This window comes from Nonomuraea sp. NPDC049750 (assembly GCF_040659625.1).
Taxonomy (GTDB): Bacteria; Actinomycetota; Actinomycetes; order Streptosporangiales; family Streptosporangiaceae; genus Nonomuraea.
The window spans coordinates 134,175-160,625 of the sequence record NZ_JBFANB010000005.1; the positions used below are offsets into that span (position 1 = coordinate 134,175).

The 26,451-nt window shown below is 70.1% G+C and carries 17 protein-coding genes; 7 read left to right on the top strand and 10 right to left on the bottom strand.

The features are described 5' to 3' along the window. Nucleotides 1-2: 2 nt before the first annotated feature. Both AB0J16_RS15610 and AB0J16_RS15615 read right to left on the bottom strand, forming a co-directional pair. A complete protein-coding gene (locus AB0J16_RS15610; protein WP_358539178.1) occupies nucleotides 3-404 on the bottom strand; it encodes a hypothetical protein in 402 nt (133 codons plus the stop codon). Nucleotides 405-699: 295 nt separating this feature from the next. After that, complete coding sequence (locus AB0J16_RS15615) at nucleotides 700-2,205, bottom strand: hypothetical protein (RefSeq protein WP_358539180.1); 1,506 nt, start codon at nucleotides 2,203-2,205, stop codon at nucleotides 700-702. Between the two features lie 265 nt (nucleotides 2,206-2,470). On the opposite strand from AB0J16_RS15615, the gene AB0J16_RS15620 reads away from it, so the two are divergent. The 5 genes from AB0J16_RS15620 to AB0J16_RS15640 are packed head-to-tail and all read left to right on the top strand — an operon-like array spanning nucleotide 2,471 to nucleotide 6,416. Beyond that, the gene (locus AB0J16_RS15620; protein WP_358539183.1) at nucleotides 2,471-3,529 is read left to right on the top strand and encodes an ATP-binding cassette domain-containing protein; all 1,059 of its coding nucleotides are present in this window, start codon (nucleotides 2,471-2,473) and stop codon (nucleotides 3,527-3,529) included. Nucleotides 3,530-3,581: 52 nt separating this feature from the next. Further along, nucleotides 3,582-4,256 carry an ABC transporter permease gene (locus AB0J16_RS15625; RefSeq protein ID WP_358539186.1) on the top strand — a complete coding sequence of 225 codons (675 nt, stop codon included), beginning with the start codon at nucleotides 3,582-3,584 and terminating at the stop codon, nucleotides 4,254-4,256. Continuing rightward, entirely contained in the window at nucleotides 4,253-4,924 is a 672-nt protein-coding gene (locus tag AB0J16_RS15630; RefSeq protein WP_357949999.1) for an ABC transporter permease subunit, read from the top strand. Before AB0J16_RS15625 ends, AB0J16_RS15630 begins: the two co-directional genes overlap by 4 nt. A gap of 36 nt (nucleotides 4,925-4,960) precedes the next feature. Continuing rightward, nucleotides 4,961-5,890 (top strand): ABC transporter substrate-binding protein, encoded by a 930-nt coding sequence (locus AB0J16_RS15635; RefSeq protein ID WP_358539189.1) that lies wholly within the window; start codon nucleotides 4,961-4,963, stop codon nucleotides 5,888-5,890. 40 nt (nucleotides 5,891-5,930) lie between these two features. Beyond that, on the top strand, nucleotides 5,931-6,416 hold the full coding sequence (locus AB0J16_RS15640; RefSeq protein WP_358539192.1) for a flavin reductase family protein: 486 nt from the start codon (nucleotides 5,931-5,933) through the stop codon (nucleotides 6,414-6,416). 80 nt (nucleotides 6,417-6,496) lie between these two features. Here AB0J16_RS15640 and sppA read toward each other — a convergent pair whose 3' ends face one another. The 5 genes from sppA to AB0J16_RS15665 all read right to left on the bottom strand — a co-directional run bounded on the left by sppA (nucleotide 6,497) and on the right by AB0J16_RS15665 (nucleotide 17,392). Then, nucleotides 6,497-8,194: a signal peptide peptidase SppA gene (sppA, locus tag AB0J16_RS15645; protein WP_358539195.1), complete on the bottom strand. Its 1,698-nt coding sequence runs from the start codon at nucleotides 8,192-8,194 to the stop codon at nucleotides 6,497-6,499. Between the two features lie 81 nt (nucleotides 8,195-8,275). Then, complete coding sequence (locus AB0J16_RS15650; protein WP_358539198.1) at nucleotides 8,276-9,673, bottom strand: S8 family serine peptidase; 1,398 nt, start codon at nucleotides 9,671-9,673, stop codon at nucleotides 8,276-8,278. Nucleotides 9,674-9,783: 110 nt separating this feature from the next. Further along, on the bottom strand, nucleotides 9,784-11,664 hold the full coding sequence (locus tag AB0J16_RS15655; protein WP_358539200.1) for a S8 family serine peptidase: 1,881 nt from the start codon (nucleotides 11,662-11,664) through the stop codon (nucleotides 9,784-9,786). 65 nt (nucleotides 11,665-11,729) lie between these two features. Next, nucleotides 11,730-13,889 carry a 1,4-alpha-glucan branching protein GlgB gene (glgB, locus tag AB0J16_RS15660; RefSeq protein WP_358540326.1) on the bottom strand — a complete coding sequence of 720 codons (2,160 nt, stop codon included), beginning with the start codon at nucleotides 13,887-13,889 and terminating at the stop codon, nucleotides 11,730-11,732. A 251-nt stretch (nucleotides 13,890-14,140) separates the two neighbouring features. Further along, on the bottom strand, nucleotides 14,141-17,392 hold the full coding sequence (locus AB0J16_RS15665; RefSeq protein ID WP_358539202.1) for a BTAD domain-containing putative transcriptional regulator: 3,252 nt from the start codon (nucleotides 17,390-17,392) through the stop codon (nucleotides 14,141-14,143). 82 nt (nucleotides 17,393-17,474) lie between these two features. On the opposite strand from AB0J16_RS15665, the gene AB0J16_RS15670 reads away from it, so the two are divergent. Next, nucleotides 17,475-18,314 (top strand): NAD(P)-binding domain-containing protein, encoded by an 840-nt coding sequence (locus tag AB0J16_RS15670; protein ID WP_358539205.1) that lies wholly within the window; start codon nucleotides 17,475-17,477, stop codon nucleotides 18,312-18,314. Nucleotides 18,315-18,321: 7 nt separating this feature from the next. On the opposite strand, the gene AB0J16_RS15675 is transcribed toward AB0J16_RS15670, so the two are convergent. The 3 genes from AB0J16_RS15675 to AB0J16_RS15685 form a co-directional block, all read right to left on the bottom strand. After that, nucleotides 18,322-19,686 (bottom strand): aminoglycoside phosphotransferase, encoded by a 1,365-nt coding sequence (locus AB0J16_RS15675; protein WP_358539207.1) that lies wholly within the window; start codon nucleotides 19,684-19,686, stop codon nucleotides 18,322-18,324. A gap of 3 nt (nucleotides 19,687-19,689) precedes the next feature. After that, entirely contained in the window at nucleotides 19,690-21,390 is a 1,701-nt protein-coding gene (gene treS / locus AB0J16_RS15680; protein WP_357643461.1) for a maltose alpha-D-glucosyltransferase, read from the bottom strand. A 70-nt stretch (nucleotides 21,391-21,460) separates the two neighbouring features. Continuing rightward, on the bottom strand, nucleotides 21,461-23,578 hold the full coding sequence (locus tag AB0J16_RS15685; RefSeq protein ID WP_358539209.1) for an alpha-1,4-glucan--maltose-1-phosphate maltosyltransferase: 2,118 nt from the start codon (nucleotides 23,576-23,578) through the stop codon (nucleotides 21,461-21,463). Nucleotides 23,579-23,816: 238 nt separating this feature from the next. On the opposite strand from AB0J16_RS15685, the gene glgP reads away from it, so the two are divergent. Further along, the gene (glgP, locus tag AB0J16_RS15690) at nucleotides 23,817-26,399 is read left to right on the top strand and encodes an alpha-glucan family phosphorylase (protein WP_358539211.1); all 2,583 of its coding nucleotides are present in this window, start codon (nucleotides 23,817-23,819) and stop codon (nucleotides 26,397-26,399) included. Nucleotides 26,400-26,451 lie beyond the last annotated feature (52 nt).

Genomic DNA, 26,451 nt, shown 5'->3' on the forward strand with positions numbered 1-26,451 from the left:
GCTCAGGCGCTGCTCAACACCACCTCCGGAGCGTCGAGCCATACCCGCTGTCCCTCCGGCGTGACCGTCACGCCGAAGCGCTCCCAGTGCGGCTCGCCCAAGGCAACCCACTGGGCGTACGCCTGGACGACCTCATCCCACAGCGGCCGGTCGCCTACCTGCTGGACGCCGTAGTCGAGATCGCCCGGCCGCCACGTGGCCGCTGCCCACGAGCGAGGATCGTCCGGGTCGGAGACCCACACCCGGGCATACTCGCCTGTGTCGTCGGCCCCCGTGGTGGTGTGTGACAGGCACCCGGTCAGCGCCGCTATGGCCAGGTCCGCGCCCGCGCACAGCTGACCGAGCGCTCGTGGATCGAGCGCTATGCGATAGTGCCGCCGCTCCTGACCCGGCAGTTGATTCATGCTCGGGCGGGTAATGACGCTGCGACCGCAGCATCATTTGACCTGCTCCCCGCCCCTTCAGAGCGGGGAGCAGGTCAACAGTACCCGGCTATCGCGCGCCTGCTGACCGCGCAATGCACAGTGGTCAACGGCGGGGTTGACGAGGGCCTGCGGGTGGCTGCTGAGGTTGTGGACAGCCTGCCGGCCATCCACCGGACGACGATGGTCGAACAGGCCGGGCGGATGGTGTTGTCGGCGGTGCCGGTGGAGCAGTGGGAGCGACCGGCGGTGAGTGATCTGCGGTCAGTGCTGGCAGCTAGCCGATGATGAGCGGGACCGCGAAGAAGACGATCATCGCTATGGCGACGCAGACCAGGAAGCCGACCAGTTCCCACGCCCAGTCGTGGTGCCGGTCCTTGCCGGGGCGTACCCGGGCTCGCGGTACGTCCGGGACGTCCGGGAGGTCCTCAGGTAGGTCGTCCACGATGGGCAGGTCGTCCACGGTCGGCGGGAACGGCAGCGGGGCCGGCAGCCGGTAGATGGGCTCCCTGGCGGCGGTCCTGGGGACGAAGAAGGCGCCCGGCTCCCTGGCCTCGCCCTTGTGTACGAGGATGTCGCCGATGGCGGGCAGTTCCTCGGTGATCGGCTCGTCGTCCAGCACGTCGCCCGGAATGGACGCCGAGAGAGTGAACGGCCGCTTCGGCAAGGGCTCGTCGGCCGGCTGGGCAGGCGCGGGCTTCTCGGAAGCGGGCTGCGGTAAGCGGAACAACCCATCACGCACCGGCCGCGCGTCGGAGGACGGTCGCGCGCCGAAGAGGGCGTCGTCGGGCGCCCGCTTGCCGAAGAGTGCGTCCCCAGATGACCGCGTGTCGGAGAGCAGGTCCCCGGGCGGTCGCGTGCTGGGTGACCGAGGCGTGAAGAACCGCTGTCCCTCAGGAGCCGGACCCTCGGAAGTCAGGCCAGCGGGAGCGGGGCCCTCAAGGGCCGGGCCGGGTCCGAACGGGTCGCGGAGTTTGGGCATCGGTGCCGTGGGTGCCTCGTGCTCCGGCACTCGGGACGGCGACGGCGGGGTCAGCAGTTCCGTCGGGAAGATCCCGGTGCTGGTCGCCGCGTCCGCCACAGCCAACGGCTGCGGCCACGTGGGCGGGCCCGGCCAGAGCGGCTTGACGAACATCGGCGCCGCCGTACGACCGGGCGGGATCTGAGGAGCGAGGTGCGAGTGGAGAGACGCGGGCGGCGGTGGCCAGGGCAACCGCCCCAGTACGTCACGCAACGGCGCCACACCAAGCGCCCCGTAGACGTCGGCCACCGGCTTGGTCACGCGGGTTTCCGTGCAGGCCAGGGTGGTGTCGAGCGCCTGCCGGTAGCGGTGCGTGGCGCTGGTGGCCAGCTCGTCCGCCGTGTCCGGCGCCACGTCGAGCACCCAGGCCAGCTCGGCGCGGTCCAGCCCGCACACCTCGCACAGCACGAGCACCTCGCGCTGGTGCGGGCGCAACTCCCGCAGGACCCGCTCCACCAGCGCGGACGCCGGGTCGATCAGCGGGTCGACCACCGGCGGCGCGTAGACGACGTCGCGGCGCTGGATCTCGCGGCGGGCGAACGCGAACAGGGCGGCGCGGGCAGGCGGCGCCGCCTGCCCGCCGACGCGGGCGGACGCCCAGGCGTCGGCGGCGGAGCCGAGGACGGACACCAGGGCGTCGGCGGCGGAACCGTGGTCTCCGAGCTGGTCAGCGCAGTACGCGAACAGCCCGGCGGCGTAACGGTCGTAGAGCTCCGCGATCAGTTCGGCCCGGGAGGGGTGATCGGTGAGCAAGTCTGTCACGGGGCCGGATCCTCTTGCTGAAATACGGACGCTTGAGGTGGGGGGTGCGGCGTCTGAGTTCGTGGTGTTAATCATGCCAACTTACCCAGGTGCCGCGCACTATCAGAACGGCATTTCGTATGAAACTTGCAGCTAGCTGAAGCGTTTCAGAGAGGCCCGAGGGGACAGAGTGCGCTGGATCGCCGTAGTCTGGTCGTCCTGAGAGATCATGCGGCGGCCGTAGCAGGGGGGCTGCGGCCCCCGCCACGAACGCGAGAGGTCGCGCGTGATCACATTTGACGACGTCACCAAACGCTATCCGGACGGCACGGTCGCAGTCGATCACCTGAGCCTTGAGGCGCCGACAGGTGAGATCACCGTGTTCGTCGGCCCCTCCGGTTGCGGGAAGACGACGTCCCTCCGAATGATCAACCGGATGATCGACGCCTCAGAGGGGCGGATCCTCCTTGACGGTGAGCCCGTGCAGGGCATCGATCCGCCGACGTTGCGGCGCGGCATTGGCTATGTCATCCAGCAGGCCGGGCTCTTCCCGCACCGGAAGATCGTTGACAACATCGCCACCGTCCCCTATTTGCTCGGCTGGGACCGCAAGAAGGCCCGTGACCGCGCCATGGAGCTGCTCGAACGTGTGGGGCTCGACTCGGCCATGGGCGAGCGTTACCCGTTCCAGCTGTCCGGCGGGCAGCAGCAGCGGGTCGGTGTGGCCAGGGCGCTCGCGGCGGACCCGCCGGTGCTGCTCATGGACGAGCCGTTCAGCGCGGTCGACCCGATCGTCCGCACCAGCCTGCAGGAAGAGCTGCTCAGGCTGCAGGCGGAGCTGAACAAGACCATCGTCTTCGTCACCCACGACATCGACGAGGCCATCAAGCTCGGCGACCGGGTGGCCGTCCTGCGGGTGGGCGGCAAGCTGGCGCAGCTGGCCGACCCCAAGACGCTGCTGTCGGAGCCGGCCGATGACTTCGTCCGCGAGTTCCTCGGTCATGACCGGGGCATCAGGCGCCTGCAGTTCATCTCGACGGAGGGCCTGCGCCTGCGCGACGACCTGACCGTGCCCGAGGGCTTCGAGGGGCCGACGGACGAGCCGTGGCTGCTCGTCGTCACCGGGGACGACCGGCCGGTCGGCTGGATCTCGCGTGAGCGGCCCGCCGAGCTGGAGCCGTACGGGACGTTCGTGCTCGGCCGCGACTCGATGCGCTCGGCCCTCGACGCGGCGCTGCTGTCGCCGTCGGGCTGCGCGGTGGCCGTCGACGGGGACGGCAAGGTCGTCGGCGCCGCCACCCGGGAGGCGCTCGACGAGGCACTGGCGGAGGCGGCCGATGGCTGACGGACCGCCTTCCATGTGGGCGATGGCTGACGGACCTCCCTCCCTATGGGCGATGGCCGATGGACCTCCCTCCATATGGGAGTGGATCGCGCGCAACTGGGACACCGGACGGGTCGACAGCATCAAGAACCTGCTCGGCGACCACCTGATCATGTCGCTGGTGCCGATCGTCGTCGCGCTGATCGTGGCGCTGCCGCTGGGGCTGGCCAGCGTGCGCTGGCGCTGGCTGTACCAGCCGACCACGGGCGTGTTCAACATCATCTACGCGCTGCCGTCGCTGCCGGTCTTCATGCTGCTCATCCAGTTCACCGGCCTGTCGAAGACGACCGTGATCGTGCCGCTGACCTTCTACGCCTGCGCCGTGCTCATCCCGTCGGTCGTCGACGGGCTCGGCGCGGTGCCCGAGCACGTGCGGCAGTCGGCCGTCGCGATGGGGTTCACGCCGCTGCGCCGCCTGGTGCAGGTGGAGCTGCCGATCGCCACGCCCGTCGTGATCGCCGGACTCCGGGTGGTCGCCGTCTCCAGCATCAGCCTCGTGAGCGTCGGCGCGCTGATCGGGCAGGGCGGTCTGGGCATGCTGTTCACCAGGGCCTACCAGAACCCGTTCGTGCCGCCCGCGCTGGTCGGCATCGTGCTGATCGTGCTGCTGGCCCTCATCGCCGACGGCCTCCTGGTGCTCGCCCAGCGGCTGCTCACGCCCTGGGTCCGGGCTAGGAGGTCCGCGTGAACTGGCTGCTGGAGTTCTTCGGCAAGGCCGACAACTGGTCGGGCCCGGCGGGCATCCCCGCGCGGCTGCTCGAACACCTGGAGTTCTCGGTCATGGCGCTGGCCCTGGCCGTGCTGATCGCGATCCCGCTCGGCCTGCTCATCGGGCACACCGGCAAGGGCGGGATCGGCGTGGTGGTCACGGCCAACCTGGCCAGGGCGCTGCCGACGCTGGGGCTGCTGGTGCTGTTCGTGCTGCTGCTGGGCACCGCGTCCATCCTGCCGGTGATCATTCCGCTCGTGCTCCTGGCCATACCGCCGATCCTGGTCAACACCTTCGAGGGCATCAGGGGCGTGGACCCGGAGTTGCGTGACGCCGCCTATGGCATGGGCCTGCGGAGCGGGCAGGTGCTCGGGCGGGTGCTGGTGCCCGTGGCGCTGCCGCTGATCCTCCTGGGGCTCCGGCTGTCGGCCATTCAGGTGGTCGCCACCACCACGATCGCGGCCTACACCGGATTGGGCGGGCTGGGGCGATTCGTCATCGACGGCTTCTCGACTCAGGATTACGCCAGTGTCGTCGGGGGTTCAGTACTGATTGTGTTGTTCGCGCTCGTCGTGCAGGTGCTGTTCACCCTCGTCCGGAGGGTGACGGTCTCCCCAGGGGTGAGTCAGCGGGTCAAGGTCCGCTAATCTCTCCAATGCCTGCCGCTAAGGAAGGAAATAACGATGAAACGCATGTTCGGCACCGCGGCGGTGCTGCTGACGGCATCGCTCGCGTTGGCCGCTTGTGGGGGTGGCGGCAGTGGTGGAGGTAACCCGCTCGACACCACGAGCGCCGCGCCCAGCGGCTCGGCCTCCGCGAGTGGTGGTGGCAAGGTCATCATCGGCTCCGCCAACTTCGATGAGAACACCCTGCTGGCCTCGATCTACGCCCAGGCGCTCCAGTCCAAGGGCGTGCAGGTGGAGGAGAAGCCCAACATCGGCACCCGCGAGGTCATCTACGACCAGGTCAAGAGCGGCGGGCTGACCGTCGTGCCCGAGTACAACGGCAACTTGCTGGCCTTCGTCGACAAGGAGACCAAGGCGAAGACCACCGACGAGGTCAACGCCGGGCTGAAAGAGAAGCTGCCGCCCGAGCTCGAAGTCCTCGACTCCTCTCCCGCCGAGGACAAGGACACCCTGACGATCAGCAAGGACACGCAGGCCAAGCAGTCGCTCAACACCATGGACGACCTGGCCAAGGTGTCCAAGACCATGGTCATCGGAGCTCCGGCCGAGTTCAAGAAGCGCTGGGAGGCGGAGCTCAAGTCGGTCTACGGGATCGAGTTCAAGGACTGGAAGGCCACCGGCGCGACGACCGCCGACGCCATCAAGGACGGCACGGTCCAGGTCGGCAACGTGTTCAGCACCGACCCGAAGATCGCCGCCAACAACCTCGTCTCGCTCCAGGACACGAAGAACCTCTTCGCCGCCCAGAACGTGACGCCGCTGGTCAACAAGGCGGCCGTGAACGACACGGTCAAGACCACGCTCAACGCGATCTCGGCCAAGCTCACCACGCAGTCGCTGCTCGACATGATGCAGAAGATCGCCGTCAACAAGGACGAGCCCGCCACGGTGGCCAAGGAATGGCTGACCTCCAACGGTCTCGGCTGACCCGCCCGGCGAGGGTCCCCGCACTCCGGGGGCTCTCGTCGTGAGCGAGTTCACCGAGGCGATGGCGCAGCTCGCGGCGGGCGTGGCGGTGGTGACCGTACGCGACGGCCGCGACGACCTGGGCACCACGGTCTCCGCGCTGATGTCGGTCTCGCTGGAGCCGCCGCTGATCCTGGTGAGCCTGGGCAGCGGCGGCTACCTCTGCGAGGTGCTGCTGCGCCAGGACCGCTGGGCGGCCTCGCTCCTGTCGGCCGGCCAGGCCGCGATCGCCAGCCGCTTCGCCACTGCCGGGCGGCCCAGCGCCCGCCACCTGGTCGCGGGCATCGCGCACCACCGTGGCACCCACTCGGACGCGCTCGTCGTCGAGGGCGGCGTCGCGGCCCTGGAGGCGGAGACCACCCAGGTGGTTCCCGCCGGGGATCACACGCTGTTCATCGCGCGTGTGCTCGCGGTGCCGTATGTCACGCCCTCGCTCCAGCCGCTGGTACGGCTCCGCGCCCGCTACCGCCCGATGGGCGGCTCCTGACGGCTGGGCGTACGAAAGGCGCCTACGTACGGAAGGCGCTTACGTACGGAAGCGCCAACCGCACATCACGTACGACGGTCTCAGCGGATCGCGTACCAGCTCGGGAGGGTCAGCGGTCCGGCGGCAGGGAGGCCCAGCTCGGCGGAGAGCCGGGCGAGCGGCCCCCAGGCTTCCAGGCGGACCCGGGCCAGCGCGGCGGCCTTGTCCTCGCTCGACTCCGGCCCCAGCAGCCGCTCCAGCGGGTTGAGCCGCGGATAGACCCGCACGGGCGCCTCCGTGCCCAGGCCCGCGCGCTTCCTGGCCATGCCGAGCGCGTCCTCGAGGCCGCCCAGCTCGTCGACCAGGCCACAGGATCGGGCGTCGGAGCCGGTCCAGACGCGGCCGCGGGCCAGCTCGTGGGCGCGCTCCCGGGTCAGGCCGCGACCCTCGGCGACCTTGCCCACGAAGTCATCGTAGATACGGTCGAGCCAGGCGTTGACCCGCTCCCACTGCTCGGGGGAGAAGGCGCGCGTCGCGGAGAACATGCCCGCGTTGGCGCCCCCGGCCACCAGCTCGGAGTTGACGCCGACCTTCTCCAGCAGCTCCCGCATCACCGGCTTGCCGGCGAACACGCCGATGGAGCCGGTCAGCGTGCCGGGCTGGGCGACGATCACGTCGGCGGCCATCGAGACGAAGTAGCCGCCGGAGGCGGCCACGTCGCCCATCGACACGATCACCGGCTTGACCTTGCGGGCCAGCACGACCTCACGCCAGACCGTGTCCGAGGCGACGTACGAGCCGCCGGGGCTGTCCACCCGGAACACGATCGCCTTGACGTGCTCGTCGCGCCGGGCGGCCCGCAGCGCGGCGCTCACCGTGTCGGAGCCCATCGCGCCGCCGCCGCCGAGCGGGCTGCGTCCGCTGCGGCCGGACCTGATCTGCCCGTTGCCGTGGACGAGCGCGATGCCGTCGGCCGTCGGGTGCGGCAGCTTGCGTACGGCCGCGGCCTTGGCGTAGCGGGAGACGTACTGCAGATGCGGTTCACCGCCCGCGGCCCGCTTGACCTCGTCGTAGACCTCGTCGCGATAGGCCAGCCCGTCGACCAGGCCGGCCTCCAGCGCCTCGGCGCCGATGAAGGGCCCCTGGTCGATCAGCTCGCGCACCTTGGCCGGGTCGAGCCGGCGGCCCTCGGCGATGCCCGCGCCGACCTGCTCGATGACCGACTCGACGATGCGGGTCATCGACTCGCGGTGCGGCTCGGTCATGTGGTCCTGGGTGAACATGTTGGCCGCGGTCTTGTACTCGTGCCGCTGGCCGATCTCGTAGTCGACGCCCAGCTTGGCCAGCGTGCCCTTGACGAACCGCTGCTCCAGCGCCACGCCCGTCAGCCCCACGTCGCCGCTCGGCTGCAGGTAGATCCGCTCGAACGCGGTGGCCAGGTAGTAGGGCACGGTGGCGTTGCCGAACTCGCCGAACGTCTCGGCGAAGGCGACCGTCAGCTTGCCCGAGTCCCGGAAGTGGGTCACCGCCTGGCGCAGCTCCTGCACCATCGCCAGACCGAGCGGGTTGCCGCCCATCTTCACGATCAGTGCCTTGACCCGGGAGTCCTGCCTGGCCCGCTTGAGGCCCGAGAGCACATCGGCCAGCCGCGTCTTGCGCATGGACAGCACAGCGGAGAGCGGGTCCGCCGGTGGCCCTTCGGTGAGCCCTTCGGTCAGATCGAGCTCGAGTACCAGCGGAGCGGTGCGCCGCTGGCGAAACCTGTCAACGGTATCCAAGATCGCCTTGCCTGCGTCCATAAAAGCCACCCTAAACGGCAGGAGTCGGTCATGGGTTGACCAAGCTCCTGCCGGGGGCCGGACGGCAGGCCGGGCGAGGGTTTAGAGGGCGGACTGGCTCGGCAGGATCGCCCTGGCGAGGTTGATCCGTTCGGTGCTCACCTCGGTGAACTCGCTGCTGTAGGAGATGTCCATGCCGGTGTTCTGCAGCTTCGCCATGACCTGGGCGACGCTCAGGCCGGGAAAGGCCTGCCTCATCACCGCGAACCCGCCGGTCACGTGCGGCGCGGCCATCGAGGTGCCGCTCAGCTCCGCGAAGGTGCCACCGGGCACCGACGAGTTGATCTTGACGCCGGGCGCGAACACGTCCAGCATCGCGCCGCGGTTGGAGAACGAGGCGATCTGGTCACTGTCGTCCGTGGCGCCCACCGCGATGGCACTGGAGACGCAGGCCGGAGAGGCGACGCCGTCGTTGCCGGAGTTGCCCGCCGCGACCACGGGCGCCACGCCGAGCGACCGCAGGGCGTCGAACTGCGCCTTGTGCGCGCCGGCCCGCGGGTCGTTGTCGCACGGCTCGGTCCACATGCGGCCGCCGCCGAGGCTCATGTTCACCGCGGCGATGTGCCGGGCCTTCGCCGCCTTCGCGACGTACTCCAGCGCGAGCTTCTGGTCGGAGGTGTAGCTCAGGAAGCACGGGGTCGCCGGGGCTCCCGCCGCGCCGCAGGCCGTGGCGCTGTTGATGCGGGTGAAGACCTGGATGGGCAGGATGGCCGCGGCCGGGGCCACGCCGTTGGACGGAGCGCCCCGCACCATCGCGCCCGCCGCTATGCCCGCCACGTGCGAGCCGTGGCGGCATTGGTTGACACCGTTCGCGATGCACAGCGGGGTCTTGGCGTTCGCCGCGCCGAGGCCGGTCTGGCTGGGCTGCCCGTTCGGGCAGAGCGAGACGGCCTCGACGCTCGGGTACGCGGAGGAGAAGCAGGCTTCGTCCGTTATCCGGCCGGCGAAGAACGGATGGTCCTCGTCGATGCCGGTGTCGAGGATGGCGACCGTGGCGCCCTTGCCGGTCCAGCCCGCCGCGTTGGCCCGATCGGAGCCGATCACCTTGGTGCTCACGTCCAGGAGTTTGGAGTTGTCGTCCATGAAGGCCGAGCTCAGCTCGTCCTGATAGACGGACTTGACGCGGAGGTCGTCCCTGAGCGCGTCCAGGCACGCGTCGTCGAGTTCGGCCACGAAGAAGTTCGGCGACTTCGCCGTCTCGACGATCCGCGCGGCCGAGGAGGCCGCCATGATGTCCCTGGCGACGGCTTCGCCGTCCTGGCCCGGATGGAGCTCGACGATCGAGCGGACGCGCTGCGTCCGCTGCATCTCAGCGATGAGCGCCGGGCTGATGAGCGGGCCGCCGGCGCGGCTGTCCGCGCTGCCGGCCGGGGCCGCGACGAGCGCGGCCGAGACCGTGGCGAGCGCGACCATGCCGGTCAGCAGCGGTCGTAGCTTCACTGGTTCCTCCGTGGTGGGGAAAGGCATATTGCCTGCACAGTCCCCACCCGCGAGAAGGGTGATGTCGCTGTTTCCCAAGTGACGCATCTATGCCAGAGAAACCTTTGCCGCTACTTCGGCAGTACGCTCTTCGCCGCCTTCTTCAGCGCGGCACTTGTGGCCTTAGTGGTGAGTCGCACCTTTTCGGCGGACTTCAAGGTTGTTGTCCCGTTGGTTCCGTGGGCCCAGTTCAGCCAGCCCGTCAGCAGGGCGGCGTCCAGTTTCTCCAGGTTGGTCTTCTTCGCCTTCAGTACGCGGTACGCGGTGCCCAGGGATGACGCCTTGGTCAGCTCGGGGAAGACCGTGCTGGCCTTCTGCACCAGGCTCAGGTAGCAGGTGAGCGTGGCGTCGGGCAGCTTGCCGGTGCTCCGGTGCAGCTCCACGGCCCATTTCTTGGCCGTCAGGCGGGTGCCGGTCGTACCGCGCGTACACACCGTGGCGGGGGCCTTGGGGGTGACCGTCACGGTCACGGTCACGGTGAGAGTCGGCAGCGGGACCGGCGTCGAGCTCGACTCCGACGGCTCGGGCGTCGGCGTGGGGCCGCTGCTGTCCGACGGGTCGGGCTCGGGGTCCGGGTCGGACGGGTCGGGGTCGTCGGGGGCCGGCGCCGGGGTCTGGGTGATGGGCGGCTGCGGCGCGCTGCCGGTCAGCGCGGCGAGCACGTCCAGGCGCGGCGTGGTGACCTGGGTGCCGTCGGTGACCTGATAGACGTACGGGCGGCCGGTCGACTTGAGCTTGTCGATCAGCTCGGTCATCGGGGACTGCGGGGACTGCGCCTTCAGCAGCGCCAGCGCGCCCGCCACGTGCGGAGTCGCCATCGAGGTGCCGCTGTAGACGGCGCTCTGGTTGTCGGGCACCGACGAGTCGATGTCCACACCCGGCGCGAACAGGTCCACCCCGGCGCCCCGGTTGGAGAAGTCGGCGATCGCGTCGCTGTCGTCGTTGGCGCCCACGGCCACCGTGGAGGTGATGCAGGCGGGGAACGAGGTCCCCTCGAAGTACTCGTTACCGGCGGCGACCACGGTCGCGACGCCCTTGGCCAGCAGGGCGTCGATCTTCGGCTTGAAGACCGTGCCCTCCTCGCTGTCGTCGCAGGAGCCCTCGGACGGCATGCCGCCCAGGCTCAGGTTCACCGCGGCGATCGGCTGCGTCGAGGCGAGCACGTAGTCCAGGGCCAGCCGCAGCGACGACTCGTACGCCAGCAGGCACGATGCCTCGCCGCATACCGACTCGTCGTTGACCCGGCTGAACACCTGCACCGCGACGATCCCCGCGCCGGGCGCGACGCCGCCGTTGCCGGCCGCGATGCCCGCGACGTGGGAGCCGTGGTCACACAGGTTCTCTCCGTTGTCGGCCAGGCACCTGGCCGTCATGGCGTTGGCCGCGCCCTTGCCGGTCTGCGTGGTCTGGCCGTTCGGGCACAGTGACTCCACGCCCTCGTCCACCGCGGAGAAGCACGCCTCGTCCACGATCCGGTTGCCGAAGTTCGGGTGGTCCTCGTCGATGCCGGTGTCGAGCACGGCCACCGCCTGGCCGGTGCCGACGAAGCCCTGGGCGTGCGCCTGGTCGGCGCCGATCTGGGTGAGGTTGTTCGCCGCCGTCGGGGGATAGGCGCGATCGCGGTGGATCGAGGTGACGCGCGAGTCCGCGGCGAGCGCGGCCAGCTCCTCGGCGGTGCCCTGGACCACCATGAACGGCTGGCTCTCCGGCCGCAGCACGACGTCCACGCTGTCGGCCGCCGCCTGCTTGGCCACGGGCGCGTTCTGCGCCGGGTCGATCAGCTCGACGATGGCGCGTACGGTACCGCCGGTGAGCGCCAGGCCGTCTTCGAGCTTCTCCTGGGTCGCGCTCGGCGAGGGTGTCGGGGTAGACGTGGGGTCGTCGGCGAAGGCCGGAGTGGCCGGCACTAAGGCCAGCAGGATCGCGCACACGATCAAGGAGCGAAGTCGCACGATCCCGGAGTTTAAGGGGATTTATCCGGCGCGCACAGGGGTGGAGGGCCCCTCTCAGCGAACTCTCACTCACTTCCCAGCGCGTCGTGACGCAGCCACACGGCGCCCAGCGGCGGAACCCGCAGCGTGGCGGAGTGCGGCAGGCCATGCCAGGGCTCCTCGACGGCCTGGACCTCGCCCATGTTGCCGACCCCGCTGCCCCAGTAGTCGTAGGCGTCGGTGTTGACGATCTCCGTCCACTGCCCGCCGTACGGCAGGCCGAGCCGGTAGTTCTCGTACGGCCCGCCGCTGAAGTTGGCCACGCACGCCACCGCCGACCCGTCGGCCGCGTAGCGGACGAACGAGAAGGTGTTACCCCGGGCGTCGTCGGCGTCGATCCAGCGGAAGCCCTCGGGCGTCGCGTCCTGCTCCCACAGGGCCGGGGTCTCGCGGTAGAGCCGGTTGAGGTCGCGCACCAGCCGTTGTACGCCGGCGTGCCCGTCGAACTCCAGCACCCACCAGTCGAGCCCGCGCTCCTCCGACCACTCCGAGCCCTGGCCGAACTCGCCGCCCATGAACAGCAGCTGCTTGCCCGGATGCGCCCACATGAACGCCAGCAGGGCCCTGAGCTGGGCGAACCGCTGCCATTCGTCGCCCGGCATCTTCCCCAGCAACGAGCCCTTCCCGTGCACGACCTCGTCGTGGGAGAGCGGCAGCACGAAGTTCTCGGAGTAGGCGTACATGAGCGAAAAAGTCATCTGATGGTGGTGGTACTGCCGAAATATCGGCTCATGTCGTAGATAGCTGAGCGTGTCGTGCATCCAGCCCATGTTCCACTTGAAGCCGAACCCGAGCCCGCCCAGGTGCACCGGCCGCGACACACCCGGCCACGCCGTCGATTCCTCCGCCACGGTCGTGATGCCCGGGGCCTCCCGGTAGCAGACGGAGTTCATCTCCTTGAGGAACTCCACCGCGTCGAGGTTCTCCCGGCCGCCGTAGATGTTCGGCGTCCACTCACCCTCGCGCCGCGAGTAGTCGAGATAGAGCATCGAGGCGACCGCGTCGACCCGGAGCCCGTCGATGTGGAACTCCTTCATCCAGTAGAGCGCGTTGGCGACCAGGAAGTTGCGCACCTCCCGGCGGCCGAAGTCGAAGACGTAGGTCCCCCAGTCAGGGTGCTCGCCACGGGCGGGGTCGGCGTGCTCGTACAGCGGCGTGCCGTCGAAGCGCGCCAGCGCCCAGTCGTCCATCGGGAAGTGCGCGGGCACCCAGTCGAGCAGCACCCCGATCCCGGCCTGGTGCATCCGGTCCACGACGTGCCTGAACTCGTCGGGCGTCCCGAACCGGGCCGTCGGCGCGTAGTAGGAGGTCACCTGGTAGCCCCACGACCCGCCGAAGGGGTGCTCGGCCACCGGCAGCAGCTCCACATGCGTGAAGCCCATGTCCTGGACGTAGTCGACGAGCTGCTCGGCCAGCTCCAGATAGGACAGACCGGGCCGCCACGACCCCAGGTGCACCTCGTAGACGCTCGCCGGGCCCCGCTGCGCGTTCTTCTCGGCGCGCTCGGCCATCCAGGAGTCGTCTTCCCAGGTGTAGGCGGACTGCTCGACCACGGAGGCGGTCTGCGGCGGCACCTCGGTCCGCCTGGCCATCGGGTCGGCCTTGTCCCGCCACACGCCGTCGGCGCCCAGAATGTGGAACTTGTACCGCTCGCCCCGCCCGAGTTCGGGGATGAACAGCTCCCACACGCCCGAGCGGCCCAGCGAGCGCATCGGGTAGGCGGTGCCGTCCCAGTGGTTGAAGTCGCCGACGACCCGGACGCCACGCGCGTTCGGCGCCCAGACGGCGAACGCGGTGCCGTCGACGTCCTCGTGCCGCATCACCCGCGCGCCGAGCACCTCCCACAGCCGCTCGTGGCGTCCCTCGCCGATGAGGTGCAGGTCCACCTCGCCCAGCGTGGGCCAGTGGCGGTAGGGATCACGGGCCTGGTACGGCTCGGCGCCGGCGTACTGGACGCTGAAGGAGTAGGAGGGCACCTTGTCGAGCCCCTTGACCGTGGCCTCGAAGACCCCGTGGGCCTGGTGCTTGAGATCGTGGGCCGTCCCGTCGTCCAGCACCACGCGGACCCGTTCGGCCAGCGGGCGCAGCGTACGGAAGGTGACACCGCCCTCGACGGGATGTGCTCCCAGCACGGAATGCGGATCGTGGTGTGCTCCGCCCGCGAGTCGGTCGAGCTCTGTCCTCATCGGCATGCTCCCACCCTGCCCTACGTCAGACCTACAACCCAGGCACTGCCCGCATTCACGCAGACAATCACCGAAAGTGCGAAATCTTGGGTTTATCGCGAGCCAGCGACGGGAGCAAATGCCCGCTTTGGGATGGGTTCTGGGTGATCTGCGGGGGTGGTATCTCCGACCGGCGCCGACGCCAGGAGGGGGCGGCGCGGTGACCGGCCGCCAGTGTTGGGCGCGGTCGGCACGGTGATCCGTCGCTGGTGTCAGGCGCGGTCGGTCACGCCGGCCCGCCACCCGTCAAGCGCCATCCGCACCGAGGCCGCGATTCGGTCGACATCGCCGCGTTCCGCCTCGGGCAGCGGGGCGCCCACCGACGCCCTGAGCGTGCCGGCCGTGTCCAGCAGCTCGGCCGCCTCTTCGTGATGGCCACCGAGCGCGCGAGCGCCCGCCAGGCCCTCCAGGGCGAGCGCGATCGCGCGCGGATCGCCCACCCGCCGCGCCACCGCCAGCCCTTCCCGCTGCCACTCCAGCGCGGCCACCGCGTCCCCGCGCTGCTCGGCGACGAACCCCAGCTCGGCCAGGATCAGCGCCGCTCCCGGCTCGCCGGCCACCTCACGTACCCAGCGCAACCAGCGGCGCAGCAGCCGTTCGGCCTCATCGAGCCGCCCCTGCCGCCGGGCGACCAACGCCAGCCCGACCTCGGCGAACTCCTCCAACGGCACATCCGATCGCGCGACGGCCAGCCGCCGGGCCCGCTCGTGCAGCTCCCGCGCCCCGTCGAGGTCCCCGGTCAGCAGCGCCACCCGGCCCAGCCTGGACAGCGCGCCGGACATCTCGCTCTGCAGCCCGAGCTCCTCGGCGCCGCGCAGCCCGTCGCGCCGCAGGTCGGCGGCCCGCACGTAGTCGCCGGTGATCTCGGCCAGCGTGCCAAGGTTCTCGGCGGCCCGCAGCTCACCCCACCGGTCGCCCACCTCCCGGAACAGCTCCAGCCCTCGCTCCCCGTCCTTCCGCAGCGCCGCCAGATCGCCGTGCAGCAGCGCTCGCCTGGCCCGCAGGCTCAGCGCCGCCGCCGTGCCCCATCGGTCGTCCAGGGCGAGGAAGGACTCCAGCGCGTCGTCCAGCAACGCGTCGGTGGCCACCGGGTCGTCATAGCCGTACAGCGTGAAGGCCAGGAACCACCGCCCCCTGGCCCGGCGCACCGGATCCGCGATTCCGGCGGGCAACCGCTCCACGCCGGAGGGCCGCCCCTGCCCGGACAGCATCCGCAGCCCGGCCAGCCAGACACGGGCCTGCCCGTCGTCGGCGACGGCCAGCACCGCCTCCAGGGTTCGCTGCCCTTCGCCGAGCCTGCCGCGCAGCACCCAGTACCAGGCCAGCGCGTTCACCAGCCGGACCGCCATGTCCGTTGAGCCGCGCCGGAGCGAGGTATCGATCGCGGCGCGCAGGTTGGCCGCGTCGGCGTCGAGCAGCGCCAGCCAGTGCCGCTGCTCGGGTCCGCGCAGGCCCGGCTCGGCGCGTTCGGCGAGGTCGGCGTGGTGGTGGGCGTGCCGCAGCCGGACCGCCTCCGTCTCGCCCGCTTCGGACAGCCGTTCCAGGCAGTACGCGGCCACCGACTCCAGCAGCCGGTACCTGCCGCCGGAAGTCCGTACGACCAGCGACCTGTCCACCAGCCTGGCCAGCAGGTCGAGCACGTCCAGGCCCGGTTCGGCGCAGATCGCCTCGGCGGCTTCGAGCGTGCAGCCGTCGGCGTGTACGGCCAGGCGGCGCAGCACGACCCGCTCGGCGTCGGTCAGCAGCTCCCAGCTCCAGTCGATCATCGCCCGCAGCGTCCGCTGCCGAGCGGGAGCGCCCCGCTGCCCCGTGGCGAGCACCCGGAACCGGTCGTCGAGTCGGGCGGTGAGCTGGCGCGGAGTGAGCGCCCGCAGCCGGGTGGCGGCCAGCTCCAGCGCCAGCGGGATCCCGTCGAGCCGCGCGCAGATCTCCGCCATACCGTCGTCGTCCGGCCCGATGCCCGCCCTGGCGGCGAGCAGCCGCGCGGCGGCCTCCGGCCCGAGTGGCGGCACGCTCCACAGGACCTCGCCGGGGACGCGCAGCGACTCCTGGCTGGTCGCCAGCACGCGCAGCTCGGGCGCGGCCCGCAGCAGCCGCTCGGCCAGCTCGGCGACCTGTTCGACCACGTGCTCGCAGTTGTCGAGGACGAGCAGGGTCGCGCTGGTACGCAGCGCGGCGGCGAGCCGGTCGACCACGGACCCGGGCGCATCATCCCTGACCCCCAGCACCGTCGCCACCACCTCGGCCACCACGCCCTGGGTGGGTGAGGTGGGCGATGTCGGCGATGCGGAGGATGCGGCCGAGGCCAGCTCGACCAGCCAAACCCCGCCGGGAAACGGTCTGCCGGGCTCGGCCGCCGCCTCCAGGGCGAGCCGGGTCTTACCGACCCCGCCCGGCCCGGTCAGCGTGACGAGCCGCCCGGCCCGCAGCAGCGCCCGCACCTCGGCCACCTCCGCGTCCCGGCCGATCAGCTCGGTCAGGGGCGCGGGCAGATTCGTCGCGGGCGGCCCGGTGGGCGCTCCGGCCGGACCGGAGTCCTGCGGCCCGGTGAGCGCTCCGGGCCTACCGGCATCCTGCGGCCCGCCAAGGGACGCGGGCGAGCCGGAGCGGGGTGGTGGTGCGGGCGTATGGGGGTGTGGCGGGTCCACTGGTGGTGCGGGCGTATGGGGGTGTGGCGGGTCCACAGGTGGTGCGGGCGGATGGGCGTGAGTGGGGTTCACGGGCCGCGCGGGTGGGTCGAGGGTCGGGTCCTGGCGGAGGATCGCGGCGTGCAGTGCCGTCAGCTCGGGCGCCGGGTCGATGCCCAGCTCCTCCGCCAGCAGCTCGCGCAGCCGCGCATAACCGGCCAGCGCCTCGCTCTGCCGCCCCGCCCTGTACAGCGCCCGCAGGTGTGCGGCCCGCAGCCGCTCCCGCAGCGGGTGCGCGGTCACCAGCTCGGCCAGTTCGGCCGCCAGCGCCCCGTGGTCCCCAAGCTCCAGGCGCGTCTCGGCCAGCTCCTCCAGCGCCACCAGCCGTTGCTCCTCCAGTCGGTCGACGGCCGCCCTGGCGAAGTCGCCGAACTCGGCGTACGGAGCCCCCCGCCACAGGCCGAGTGCCTCGGTGAGCAGCGCCTGCCGTACCCGCGCGTCGTCACTCCGCCCGGCACGGGCGAGCAGGGACTCGAACAGGCCCGCGTCCACTTCCTCCGCGGCCACCGCGAGCAGGTACCCCGGCGGCCGGAAGGCCACCAGCGCGCGGTCGCCGAGCGCACGGCGCAGTTGGGAGACCTTGACGCGGAGCGCGGCGGGCGCGTCGGCGGGCGGGCGGTCGCCCCACAGGTCCTCGATGAGCCGGTCGGTGGAGACCGGCCGGCCCCGGTGCGCCAGCAGATCGGCGAGCAACGCGCGGACCTTGGCCTCGGGCACCTGGACCGGCTGCCCGTCCGGCGTCCACACCGACAGGGGGCCCAACACCCCGAATCTCATCAGCCCCCCATAACAAACTCCGAACCCGACCATAACCCCCGGCCAGCAATGTGGAGGCCGTCAACGGAAAGGACTGCTCAGCATGCGTATCTCTATCCTCGGCCTGGGCCTCATGGGCCAGGCTCTGGCCCGGACCCTCGTCGGGGCCGGTCATAGCGTCACCGTGTGGAACCGTACGGAAGGCAAGGCTGACGGCCTGGGCGCCACCGCCGTGGCGACCGCGGCGGAGGCGGTCGCGGCCAGCCCGCTGGTGATCGTCTGCGTGCTCGACTACGCGGCCGTGCGGGAGCTCCTCGGCTTGGTGCAGCTGGACGACCGGGTCCTGCTGAACCTCACCAACGGCAGGCCCGCGGAGGCCCGCGACATGGCGGATTGGGTAGCCGCGCGCGGCGGCGACTACCTGGACGGCGGCATCATGGCCGTCCCCCAGATGATCGGCACGCCCGGCGCGCTGATCCTCTACAGCGGCTCGCCGGCCGCCTTCGAGCGCTACGAGGAGGCGTTGAGCGCGCTGGCCGGGTCCCGCTACCTGGGGACGGACGCGGGGCTGGCGCCGCTGTACGACCTGGCCATGCTCACCGGCATGTACGGCCAGTTCGCCGGATTCCTGGAGGCGGCGGCGCTGATCGCCTCGGAGAAGCGGCCGCTGGCGGAGTTCACCACGGAGCTGCTGCTGCCGTGGATGAACGCGATGGCCGGTCGGACGCCCGAGTTGGCGGCGGCCATCGAGGCGGGCGAGTACGCGACCGACGTCTCCAACCTGGAGGTCAACCGGGTGGGCATGGTCAACCTGGTCCGCGCCTTCGAGGAGCAGGGGGTGAAGCCGGACCTGCTGCTACCCATGGGGGACGTCCTCGACCGGCGGGTGGCGGCCGGCCATGGCGCCGAGGGCCTGGCGAGCCTGATCGAAGAGCTGCGTTAGCGAGAGGTCAGCGGCGGAAGGCGGCCAGCGGGATGCCGATCCATGAGGGCCGGTTACGGGCCTCGTAGACCACCTCGTACACCGCCTTCGACAGCTCGAACGCGCGCAACAGCGCCGCGTCCGCCGGGGTGATCACGCCGCCGCCCTCGGTGTAGCCCTCCAGGAAGGCGGCCCTGTTGCGGTCGGCCCACTCGGCGGCCCGCTCCTCCAGGGTCTCGGGCTGTGAGTGGTCGGCCAGCAGGTGCCTGGCCGCGTAGTCGAACGAGCGGAGCATCCCGGCCACGTCGCGCAGCGGGGAGGACAGGGCCCGGCGTTCGGCCAGGGGCTGGCCCGGCTCGCCCTCGAAGTCGAGCACCACCCAGCCGGTCGCGATGCGCATCACCTGGCCCAGGTGGTAGTCGCCGTGCACCCGCTGTACGGGCACCTCGACGGTCAGGTCCTCCACCGCGTGGTAGGCGGCCTCCAGCGCGTCGACGTGCTCGCGCAGCTCCGGCACCTCACCCACGGCCCGGCCCAGCCGCCGCCGGAAGCCCTCGGCCATCCGCTTGACCTCGTGCACCTCGATCAGGTCGGTGGGGAAGGCGGTGGCCAGCTCGTGATGGACGTGCGCGGTGGCCACGCCGAGCCGGTGCGCCTCGGCGGCGAAGTCGCCCCCGACCTCGCCCGCCGACAGCTCGGGCATCGAGCCGTACAGGTCCCGCACGCTGGCCAGGGCCAGGTCCCAGCCGTCGTTGGCGGTGGACAGGTATTCCTGCATGATGGCCAGCGTCGTGGCGGTGCCGTCGAGGTCGGTCTCGATCCAGCCGTACGGCTTGGCGATGTGCGCGGACTCCAGGGCGTCCAGCGCGGTGACGATCTCCAGCTCCGGGTTCACACCGGGGATCAGGCGGCGGAAGAACTTGCAGATGTAGGCGTCCCCGTACACCAGGGAGGTGTTGGACTGCTCGGCGCCGAGCACCAGGCTGCGCGGTGAGGTGTCGATGGTGACGCCGGGCAGGTGGCGGAAGCGGACGGTGTCCCAGCCGCAGCCCTCGGCCATGCACTCCAGGACCCAGTGGGTCAGGGCTTGGTCGTGGACGGCGTCGTAGACGTACCATTCGGGATGGTCGGGGCCGTTTTCGAAGGCGTAGGGGCCGTGCGTGCCGATCAGCGCGTGTTTCAGCCGGTCGGGCAGCTCGGTCCGCATCCCGAGCAGGATCTGGTAGCGGTCTCTCGACGCTCCCTGCCAGACGGACACGATCAGGTGGCGGAGGCCGGGGTCGTCGGCGTCGATCACGACGTCCGACTCGATCGACAGGGAGTCGATCGCGCGCCCCTTGCCGCCGAACCATCGTTGGCGACTGATCCATGCGGCAAGGAGCTCGTCAAGCACGTCTTACTCCTCCTGGGTGATGGCCGGTGGGAGTGTGAACCAATAGAACCCATGCCCGGGAAGCGTCAAAAGATACGGAAGTTCGCCAATTGCCGGGAATGGAACTCCACCCATCGTCTCAACGGGCGAGACGCCGACGAATCTGCGCAGGTCAAGCTCGACCGGCTGGGGGAAGCGCGAGAGGTTGTTGACGCACAACATCCGGTCGTCGCCCAGCTCGCGGACGAACGCCAGCACGCTCGGGTTGGAGGAGTTGAGCTCGGTGAACTCACCCAGGCCGAACACGGGGTGCCGCTTGCGGATCTCGATCATGCGCTTGGTCCAGTGGAGCAGCGAGCCGCCGTTCTTCTGGTGCGCCTCGACGTTGAGCCCCTGATAGCCGTAGATCGGGTCCATGATGACCGGCAGGTAGAGCCGCCCCGGATCGCAGTCGGAGAACCCGGCGTTGCGGTCGGGGTCCCACTGCATGGGCGTGCGTACGCCGTCGCGGTCGCCGAGCCAGATGTTGTCGCCCATGCCGATCTCGTCGCCGTAGTAGAGCACCGGCGAGCCGGGCAGTGACAGGAGCAGCGCGGTGAACAGCTCGATCTGGTTGCGGTCGTTCTCCAGCAGGGGCGCCAGGCGCCGCCGGATGCCGACGTTGGCCCGCATGCGCGGGTCCTTGGCGTACTCGGTGTACATGTAGTCGCGTTCCTCGTCCGTGACCATCTCGAGCGTCAGCTCATCGTGGTTACGGAGGAAGATCCCCCACTGGCAATGTTCCGGAATCTTCGGGGTTTGGGCCAAGATTTCGGAAATGGGGTAGCGCGACTCCCTGCGTACGGCCATGAAGATGCGCGGCATCAGCGGGAAGTGGAACGCCATATGGCACTCGTCGCCCCCGCCCACCGGGTCGCCGAAGTACTCGACCACGTCGGAGGGCCACTGGTTGGCCTCGGCGAGCAGCACCCGGTCGTTGTAGAGCCGGTCGACCTCCTTGCGGATCCGCTTGAGGTAGTCGTGCGTGCGCGGCAGGTTCTCGCAGTTGGTGCCCTCCTCCTCGAAGAGGTACGGCACGGCGTCGAGGCGGAACCCGTCGATGCCCAGGTCGAGCCAGAAGCGCAGCACTTCCAGCATGGCGTCCTGGACGGCCGGGTTCTCGTAGTTGAGGTCCGGCTGGTGGTGGAAGAAGCGATGCCAGTAGTACTGGCCGCGGACCTGGTCATAGGTCCAGTTGGACGTCTCGGTGTCGATGAAGATGATCCGGGCGTCGGGATAGCTGCTGTCGTTGTCCGACCAGACGTAGAAGTCGCCGAACGGCCCCTCCGGATCATGGCGCGCGGCCTGGAACCAGGGGTGGGCGTCGCTGGTGTGGTTCATCACCAGGTCGGCGATGACGCGCATGCCGCGTTTGTGGGCCTCGTCGACGAGCTTCACGAAGTCTCCGAGATCGCCGAACTCCGGCAGGATCTTCATGAAGTCGGCGATGTCGTAGCCGCCGTCGCGCAGCGGTGACTCGTACAGCGGCAGCAGCCACAGGCAGTCCACGCCGAGCCACTGGAGATAGTCGAGCTTGCTTATCAGGCCCTTGATGTCACCGGTGCCGTCGCCGTTGGAATCGGCGAAGCCCCTGATCAGGACCTCGTAGAAGACCGCGCGCTTGTACCAGTAGGGGTCGCGCGGCTTCTCCTCGTCGAAGGGGTTGGGAATGGGTGTGGAGCTCATGAGCACTCCCTTGGGCTCATGAAGGAGGCGCTTTCACACACGTTGAAGACTCCCCGCTGAATTCTGTGTTCTACCGTGGCGCGGCTCGTACGGTGAAGATGTGGGCTGGCTGGATGTGGGGGTCGAGGCGAACGTAGTTGTTCTGCCGCCAACGGTACGACTCGCCTGACAGTTCGTCATCGACGACGAACTCGGCATTCCAGTCGAGACCGAGGGCCGGCATGTCCAGCTCGACCGCCGCCTCGTGGGTGTGGTGTGGGTCGAGATTGACAACCGCCAGGACGACATCGCCCAGCCCGTGCCGTCGTGTGGCGGGGTCATAGGCGCCCGGCAGGCGCTTGGAGAAGCACACCATGTCCGGTTGGTCAACCCGGTGGAACCGTAGATTACGCAACTCCTGCAGCGCTGGATGTGCTCTTCGGAACAAATTCAGGTGGGTGATGAACGGCGCCAGGCTCCACCCTGCCCGCTCTGCCTCCACCCAGTCCCGCGGTTTGTACTGATATTTCTCACTATCTAGATATTCCTCACTACCCGGGCGGACAGGGACATTTTCCCCAAGCTCGTACCCGGAATAGACGCCCCAGGTGGGTGAGGCGAGCGCGGCGAGCACGGCACGGATCCGGAAAGCAGGATTTCCGCCGTGTTGCAGGTATTCGTGAAGAATATCCGGTGTGTTAACGAACACATTCGGTCGCAGGAAGTACGACGTCTCCCGGGCCAGCTCGGCGAGGTAGGTCTCCACGTCGTGCTTGGAGTTCTTCCACGTGAAGTACGTGTAGGACTGGTGGAAGCCCACCTTGGCCAGCGTCTGCAGCATCGCCGGCCGGGTGAACGCCTCGGCCAGGAAGATCACGTCCGGGTCGGTCGCGTGGATGTCGGCCATCAGCCGCTCCCAGAACCCCACCGGCTTGGTGTGCGGGTTGTCCACCCGGAAGATCCGTACGCCGTGGTCCATCCAGTGCCGCAGGACCCGCCTCACCTCGACGTAGATGCCCTCGGGATCCTTGTCGAAGTTGATCGGGTAGATGTCCTGGTACTTCTTCGGCGGGTTCTCGGCGTAGGCGATCGTGCCGTCGGCCCTGATCGTGAACCACTCCGGGTGCTCCTTGACCCACGGATGGTCGGGGGAGCACTGCAGCGCGAAGTCGAGCGCGACCTCCATGCCCAGCTCGCGGGTGCGGTTGACGAACTCGGCGAAGTCCTCGATCGTCCCCAGGTCGGGATGGAGCGCGTCGTGGCCGCCGTCGTCGGAGCCGATCGCCCAGGGCGATCCCGGCTCGTCGGGCTCGGGGCTCAGGGTGTTGTTGCGCCCCTTGCGGAACGTGAGGCCGATGGGATGGATCGGCGGCAAGTAGACGACGTCGAAGCCCATCTTGGCGATCGCGGGCAGACGCTTGGCCGCAGTCTGGAAATTTCCGGACTTGGAGACGCCGGACTCGTTGACGACCGCGCCCTCTGACCTGGGGAAGAACTCATACCACGAGCCGTACAGGGCCCGGCGCCGGTCCACCCTGATCGTCCGCGGCCGGGCCCTGGTCACCAGGGCGCGCAGCGGGTGCGCCGCCAGCAGCGCCGCCGTCTCCGGCAGCTGCGCGATGGACAGCCGGGCCCGGGGGTCCAGGTGCTCGTCGCGGAGCGTGGCGGCGACGGCCAGCAGCGCGGCGCGGTGGCCGCAGGTGCTGTCGCCGTTGCCGTTGACCTTGGTGGATGGCTTGGTGCCGGTGGTCCGGCCGGTCCTGGTGTGGGCCGCGGGATGCCCGTTCCCGTTGCCGGGGGCGGGACAGTCCGCCTGCCGTACGGCCTTGGCGGCGCGCTCGAACAGCCGGGCGCCCTCCTCGCACATGAGGTCGCTGTCCATGCCCCGCGGGATCTTGATCTCCGCGTCGTGCAGCCAGGTAGCGATGGGGTCGCTCCACGCCTCCACCCTGAACAGCCAGTCACCTTCGGCCGGCAGGCACACGTCCAGGCCCCACCTGTCGGTGCCCGGCGCGAGCTCGCGCATCGGTCTCAGGCGGCCTCGCTGCCCATCGGGCGCGGTGAGCACAACGCCCGCGGCCACGGCGTCGTGGCCCTCTCTGAACACGGTCGCCGAGACCTGAAAGGTCTCGCCGGCGACCGCCTTGGCGGGCCACTGCCCGCAGTCGACGACGGGGGAGATGTCCGTGATGGGAATTCGTCCGATCATCGCATTTCAAGGTTGCGACGGCACGCTCGGTACCGCCGGAGGCTTCCGTGGTAGGAACGATCCTTGCATGTAAATTGTGGGCAGCAGTGGAGGACCTCCCGAGTGTCCCCAGGAGAACCAACATTGGTGGAAGTTGCCCCAATATTTCCTCTTCATGCTTCTTCTCGGAAGGGGTTTGAACGGCCTTGCCGAAGGTGAGGGACTGAGAGGTCCCTCCTAGCCCATAGGGTTCGAAAACGTGAGAGCAATCCGCCGGTTCACCGTCCGCACTGTCCTGCCCGCGGAGTTGGCCGCCCTCGGCGAGCTCGTGCACAACTTGCGCTGGTCATGGCACCCGGAGACGACCGACCTCTTCGCCGAGGTCGATCCCCGTCTCTGGGAGCAGGTAGGGCACGACCCCGTCGCCCTCCTGGGCGCCGTCGACCACGCCAGGCTGGCCGAGCTGGCCGCCGACCGCCGATTCCTGCGCCGTCTCGCCGATGCCGCCGACGATCTGCGCGAATACATCACCGCGCCGCGTTGGTACCAGACGCTGCCCGACGCCGCGCGCGCCATCGCCTACTTCTCCCCCGAGTACGGCATCGCCGCCGCACTCCCGCAATACTCCGGCGGCCTGGGCATCCTGGCCGGCGACCACCTCAAGACCGCCAGCGACCTCGGGGTGCCGATCCTCGCGGTCGGCCTGCTGTATCGCCACGGCTACTTCACCCAGTCGCTCTCGCCAGAGGGCTGGCAACTGGAGCACTACCCGTCACTCGACGCGGGCGGTCTGCCGCTGACCCTCCTGAAGGAGGAGGACGGCACCCCCGTCAAGATCCGCATCTCCCTGCCCGGTGAGCGGGTGCTGCACGCGCAGATCTGGGTGGCGCAGGTGGGCCGGGTGCCGCTGCTGCTGCTCGACTCCGACGTGGCCGACAACGACGCCGCGGCTCGCGACGTCACCGACCGCCTCTACGGCGGCGGCACCGACCACCGGCTGCTGCAGGAATTGCTCCTGGGCGTCGGCGGCGTACGGGCGATCCGCGCCTACTGCCGCATCACCGGGCACGCCGAGCCCGAGGTGTTCCACACCAACGAGGGCCATGCCGGCTTCCTCGGCCTCGAACGCATCCGCGAGCTGACCGAGTCCCGCCTGTCCTTCGACGAGGCGCTGGAGGCCGTACGCGCGGGCACGGTCTTCACCACGCACACGCCGGTGCCCGCGGGCATCGACAGGTTCCCCGTCGACATGATCGAGCGCCAGTTCGGCGGCGACAACGCCTGGCCGACCGTGCCCGTCGAACGCATCCTGGCGCTCGGCGCCGAGGACCAGCCCGGCCGGTTCAACATGGCGATCATGGGCATGCGGCTGGCCCAGCGCGTCAACGGCGTCTCCGTGCTGCACGGCGCGGTCAGCCGCGAGATGTTCAAGAGCCTGTGGCCCGGCTTCGACGTCGACGAGGTGCCGATCGGCTCGATCACCAACGGCGTCCACGCGCCCACCTGGGTCGGCCGCGAGCTCATGGAGCTGGCCGGCCGCGAGCTGCCCTCGCTGATCGAGCGGGCGCGCGGCTGGGAGGGCGTCCAGAAGGTCCCCGACTCGGACCTCTGGGACATCAGGGGCACGCTCCGGCGGCGGCTCGTCGAGGGGGCCAGGGTCAGGCTGCGCAAGGCGTGGCGCGACCGCGGCGCCTCCGACGCCGAGCTCGGCTGGATCGACGACGTGCTCGACCCCGACGTGCTGACGATCGGGTTCGCCCGGCGCGTGCCGTCCTACAAGCGGCTCACGCTCATGCTGCGCGACGCCAAGCGCCTGTCGGACCTGCTGCTCGACGCCGACAAGCCGGTCCAGATCGTGATCGCCGGCAAGGCCCACCCCGCCGACGAGGGCGGCAAGAAGCTGATCCAGCAGATCGTCAAGTTCGCCGACCGGCCCGACGTGCGGCACCGCATCGTGTTCCTGCCCGACTACGACATGGCGCTCGGCCAGCTGCTCGTCCAGGGCTGCGACGTGTGGCTGAACAACCCGCTGCGGCCGCTGGAGGCCTCCGGCACCTCGGGCATGAAGTCGGCGCTCAACGGCGGGCTCAACCTGTCGATCCGTGACGGCTGGTGGGACGAGTGGTACGACGGCACCAACGGCTGGGCCATCCCCACGGCCGACGGGGTGACCGATCCCGACCGGCGCGACGAACTGGAGGCCGTCGCCCTCTACGACCTGATCGAGAACGAGGTGGCCGATCGCTTCTACGACCGGGCCGGTGACGGGCTGCCGCGCCGCTGGCTGGAGATGGTCAAGCACACGCTCACCTCGCTCGGCCCCAAGGTGCTCGCGGGCCGGATGCTGCGCGACTACGTGGTCGGCCTCTACCTGCCCGCCGCGCGGGCCGCTCGCGCGCTGGAGGCCGACTCCTCCGCCGGGGCCAAGGCGTTCGCGGCCTGGCGCGTACGCGTCACGCGGGCCTGGCCGGGCGTCCGGGTCGAGCACGTGGAGTCGTCGGGCATCGGAGACGCGCCTGAGGTCGGCGCGGCGCTCGAAATACGCGCCACGGTCGCGCTCGGCGATCTGGAGCCGGGCGACATCCTGGTCGAAGCCGCCTACGGCCGGGTCGGGCCGCACGACGAGCTGATCCACCCGGCCTACGTCGAGCTGCGGACCGAGGGCGCCGACGACGACGGCCGGGCCCACTACGTGGGTGAGGTGCCGCTGGACCGTACCGGCGCGTTCGGCTACACGGTCCGGGCGGTCCCGCACCACCCGCTGGCGGCCTCCCGCGCCGAGCTCGGCCTCATCGCCGTTCCCGAGGAGCCCGCGGGGATGACGAACGGCATGCTCCGCTGAACGTGCTGAGCGGGCGGGGCGAGTCATGGTGATCGGGCCGGGTGGGCCGCGC

What these genes read in the sequence shown, in the direction of transcription:
- AB0J16_RS15610 (WP_358539178.1), bottom strand. Translation starts at nt 404, where the DNA reads ATGAATCAACTGCCGGGTCAGGAGCGGCGGCACTATCGCATAGCGCTC.
- AB0J16_RS15625 (WP_358539186.1), top strand. Translation starts at nt 3,582, where the DNA reads ATGGCCGATGGACCTCCCTCCATATGGGAGTGGATCGCGCGCAACTGG.
- AB0J16_RS15635 (WP_358539189.1), top strand. Translation starts at nt 4,961, where the DNA reads ATGAAACGCATGTTCGGCACCGCGGCGGTGCTGCTGACGGCATCGCTC.
- sppA (WP_358539195.1), bottom strand. Translation starts at nt 8,194, where the DNA reads ATGGACGCAGGCAAGGCGATCTTGGATACCGTTGACAGGTTTCGCCAG.
- glgB (WP_358540326.1), bottom strand. Translation starts at nt 13,889, where the DNA reads ATGAGGACAGAGCTCGACCGACTCGCGGGCGGAGCACACCACGATCCG.
- AB0J16_RS15665 (WP_358539202.1), bottom strand. Translation starts at nt 17,392, where the DNA reads ATGAGATTCGGGGTGTTGGGCCCCCTGTCGGTGTGGACGCCGGACGGG.
- AB0J16_RS15670 (WP_358539205.1), top strand. Translation starts at nt 17,475, where the DNA reads ATGCGTATCTCTATCCTCGGCCTGGGCCTCATGGGCCAGGCTCTGGCC.
- treS (WP_357643461.1), bottom strand. Translation starts at nt 21,390, where the DNA reads ATGAGCTCCACACCCATTCCCAACCCCTTCGACGAGGAGAAGCCGCGC.
- AB0J16_RS15685 (WP_358539209.1), bottom strand. Translation starts at nt 23,578, where the DNA reads ATGATCGGACGAATTCCCATCACGGACATCTCCCCCGTCGTCGACTGC.